4 protein-coding genes are annotated in these 3,521 nt (G+C 71.7%); 2 read left to right on the top strand and 2 right to left on the bottom strand.

Features of this window, described 5'->3' with window-relative positions; genetic code table 11:
* Nucleotides 1-423 (bottom strand): hypothetical protein (locus G4D87_RS39765; RefSeq protein WP_240358869.1); only part of this gene is annotated, 423 nt, incomplete at its 3' end.
* 100 nt (nt 424-523) lie between these two features.
* On the opposite strand from G4D87_RS39765, the gene G4D87_RS35555 reads away from it, so the two are divergent.
* Together G4D87_RS35555 and G4D87_RS35550 are read left to right on the top strand one after the other, a co-directional pair.
* Nucleotides 524-1,141 carry a LysM peptidoglycan-binding domain-containing protein gene (locus G4D87_RS35555; RefSeq protein WP_240358868.1) on the top strand — a complete coding sequence of 206 codons (618 nt, stop codon included), beginning with the start codon at nt 524-526 and terminating at the stop codon, nt 1,139-1,141.
* 196 nt (nt 1,142-1,337) lie between these two features.
* Complete coding sequence (locus G4D87_RS35550; RefSeq protein WP_240358867.1) at nt 1,338-2,696, top strand: hypothetical protein; 1,359 nt, start codon at nt 1,338-1,340, stop codon at nt 2,694-2,696.
* Nucleotides 2,697-2,708: 12 nt separating this feature from the next.
* On the opposite strand, the gene G4D87_RS35545 is transcribed toward G4D87_RS35550, so the two are convergent.
* Nucleotides 2,709-3,521 (bottom strand): MFS transporter (locus G4D87_RS35545; RefSeq protein WP_163787173.1); only part of this gene is annotated, 813 nt, incomplete at its 5' end.

The following is a 3,521-nucleotide window of genomic DNA, read 5'->3' as shown; positions in this document are numbered from 1 at the left end:
CCCCACCGCGCCCGCCGCCGCGCGCCGGACCGCGGGATGCGCATGGCCGAGCGCCGCTTCCAGCGCGGCGAGCTGCGCGGGCGCGACGCGGCACACGTTGGCCAACACCAGCGCCGCGTCCTCCACCGCCGGGTGGCCCGCCTCCAGCCCCGTCAGGGCCGCCGTCACGGAGCGCACGGCGGCGTCCGCGAGCCGCGCCGGCGGAGGCCACCAGGCCACCTGCAGCACGGAGAGGATGGGCCCCACCGCGGCGCCCGGCCGGGCCATGGCATCCAGGAGGAACTGGGCCGTCCGCTCCCGGAGGAGGTCGTCCTCCGCTCCCAGTGCGTCCCCCAACCACTCCTGGGCTTCCTCCTGCTCGGGCCCCGATGACGTGGAGAGCAGGACAACCCATTCATCGACCGAGCGGACGCGGTTCGCCAAAGCTTCCTCGAATGAAAATTGCCGGGTGGGACGCAACCCGGGCAAGACTCGGGCGATAATCCCGCCAAGCTTCCCGATTTCCAAGAACGAGATTCCCCCCATGAGCTACCGCATCCGATCGGGTGACACGCTGTCGGCACTCGCGAACCGCTTCGGGACGAGCGTGTCCGCGCTCGCCAAGGCCAACAACATCAAGAACCCGGACCTCATCTACGCGGGCGCCACGCTCAAGATTCCGGGCCGCAGTGACGACTTCCAGGCGTCCGGCGGGGCCGCCGCGGGTGGTGCGAGTGGGGGCCGTGCGGGCGCCGCTGGCAACGCGGGCGCCGTGGGCACGGATCCGGGCCGCTTCGGCTCCAACGCGGAGCGGCTGGCCGCCTCGGCCCGCTCCATGGCGTCGAGCATGAACACGCGCGGCTGGTGCGCCAAGGGCGTCAACCGCTCCCTCGCGGCCGCGGGCCTCTACGTCAACCCCCTGCCCTCCGCGTACATGTACGGGAACGTGCTGGCGCGCGACTCACGCTTCCGCGAGGTGCGGCTCTCGGACGCGCAGATCCACCAGCTCCCGCCGGGCGCCATCGTCGTCAGCGACGCCTACAACAGCCCGGGCAACCCCCACGGCCACATCGCCGTCACCCTGGGCAACGGCATGGAAGCCAGCGACCACGTCGCCCAGCTTCGCACCCACGGCACGCAGCGCGTCTTCATTCCCGTCTGAGCGGACCACACACGCAGTCCGTGTAACAGCGAGCGCAGCGCACACGCACGCTCGGTAACTGGCTAGGCTACGCGCGCCACGGGTCCACCGGGCGCCGCCGCCAGTGGCAGCGCATCCAGGTCAGGGCCCGCGGCTGCACGGCGGGCCGGTCATGGCCCTCTCACTGCCCGGCGCCACCGGGCACAGGAGAACCTGGATGCGCGCATCGAAGAATCCCCAGCGCTTGCTGCACGCGGCACTCCTCTGCGCCCTGTCCTGGAGCGGCCAGACGCGGGCCTCCGGCGCGGAGCCGCGTGCCCCCGCGGACGCGAGGACGCGGCCCCATCCCCAGAACGCGAAGGCCCTGCTGCACGAGGAGCGCCTCCTCGCGTCCGAGCCGCACCTCATCCCTCCGCCGCTGCCGGACTGTCCTGGGATGATCGACAACGGCGTCGTCCGGCTTGGCGTCGCACCCGCGGGGCACCTCAACCTCCCCTGTCCCACCAACCCCATCTCCAGCGGCACCTTCGGCACGAGCACGATTGGCCTGCGCTACCTGCCCACCAACGGCGAGGCCGCCGCGCCAGGCAGCCCGTGTGAAGGCTGGGGTGTCGCGAGCGCCGACCTGGGCATCTCCGGCCACAGCTCCGCGGCCTGCGGCGCGTCCTCCAACCTCACGGTGGAGCTCAACGCGCCGTCCCCCATCTCCACCATGTCTGTCGTACGCGTGGGGAACGCGCTCCGGGTGACGCACATCTACAGGCCGTCGCCCGTGACGAACCACCTGTACCAGGTGGACGTCCTCATCGAGAACATCGGCACGGCCTTCATCTCCGACCTGCGCTACACGCGCGGCATCGACTACGACATCCTGCCCAACACCTTCTCCGAATACGTCACCGTCGCGGGCACCGCGGGCAACCCCTGGGTGGTGGGCGCGGTCGACAACAACTTCGTGTCGCTGGACCCGCTGGCCTTCAATTACTCGCTCATGGGCGGCACGGGGGACTTCACCAACGTGGGGCCCGGTGACCTGGGCGCGCAGCTCGACTTCCGGCTGGGCGCGCTCGCCGTGGGACAGGTCCGCTCCTTCCGCACGTTCTACGGCGCCGCGGGCAACCAGGCGGACGCGCTCGGTGCCCTGTCGGCCGTGGGCGCGAGCACGTACTCGCTGGCCAAGGGGAACTGGAACGGCACCGGGGACCCGCTGAGCCCCACCGGCGCGCCCACGGGGACGTTCGGCGCGGCCACCGGCCAGCCCAATACCTTCATGTACGGCTTCCGCCCGCCGGAGTCGCCGACGAGCTGCACGGTGGAGTGCCCCGGCATCCTGTCCCACGGCGTCTACACCGTGGACCACGCGGGCACCCTGGACCGCTGCGTCGTCAACGGCCAGTACGCGAACAACACCGTGGCCGTCACCTCCCTGTTCGGCGAACGCGTCGAGTTCACCTGCAGCGACTACGGCAGCCCGCACGGCAATCCATGCAACGTGAATCCCGGCGCTGACACCTGCAACCTGGCGGCCTTCCAGAGCCTGTGCAGCAGCCCGGCGTTCGCGCGGTACTGCCTGTAGGCGACGCCGCGCTCAGACCTTCAAGCTCGACGGCGGCGGCGCGTCCGGAACGCGCCGCCGCAGGAGCGACGCGCCCACCAACAACGCGATGCCCGCCGCCACCGCCCCACTGGTGAAGGGCGCACCGGGCCCCAGCCGTGAGTAGAGGTAGCCGCTCCACACCGGCCCCACCACGCGCGCGAGCCCGCCCGCCGACTGCACCACGCCCAGCACCCCGCCACGCAGTTCGCGCCCCGCGAACCCGGAGGCCAGGCTGGCCATCAGCGGCTGCAACAACCCCGTCCCCGAGCCCACCAGCACCATGGCCAGCACCAACATGACCCCGTGGCTCGCAACGGCGATGCACGTGAGCCCGGTCCCCATGCACGCGGCGCCCACCAGCACCAACGTGGTGTCCCGGACCCGGCGCGTCAGCCAGCCGATGACGAAGGCCTGAAGCACGAAGGTGACCAGGCCCATCAACGCGAAGAGCCGCCCGATCTCCTGCTCACCCCAGCCGAACCGCGCCTGGGCCAGCAGCCCCAGCGACACCTGGAGGTTCGTCATCCCGATGAACACCAGGAACGTCAGGGCCAGCACCGCGCCCAGCCCGGGCCGGGCCAGGACGTCGGACAGCCGCACCCGGGGGCGGCCTGGCTCCTCGTGCCGCTCCGCCCGCGGGCGGTGCGTCTCCGGAAAGAAGAAGAACACGCCCAGCATCGCCGCCGCCGCCATCACCGCGCCCGCCAGCGGTGGCGCCCAGGCGCCATGCACATGGAGGACGCTGCCAATGACAGGCCCCAGCACCATGCCCAGGCCAATGCCCGCGCCGACCAGGCCCATGGC

The sequence above is a fragment of the Myxococcus vastator genome (assembly GCF_010894475.1).
Lineage (GTDB): Bacteria > Myxococcota > Myxococcia > Myxococcales > Myxococcaceae > Myxococcus > Myxococcus vastator.
The sequence above is the reverse complement of the archived record's forward strand: the minus strand, read 5'-3'. Positions and strand labels throughout refer to the sequence as shown.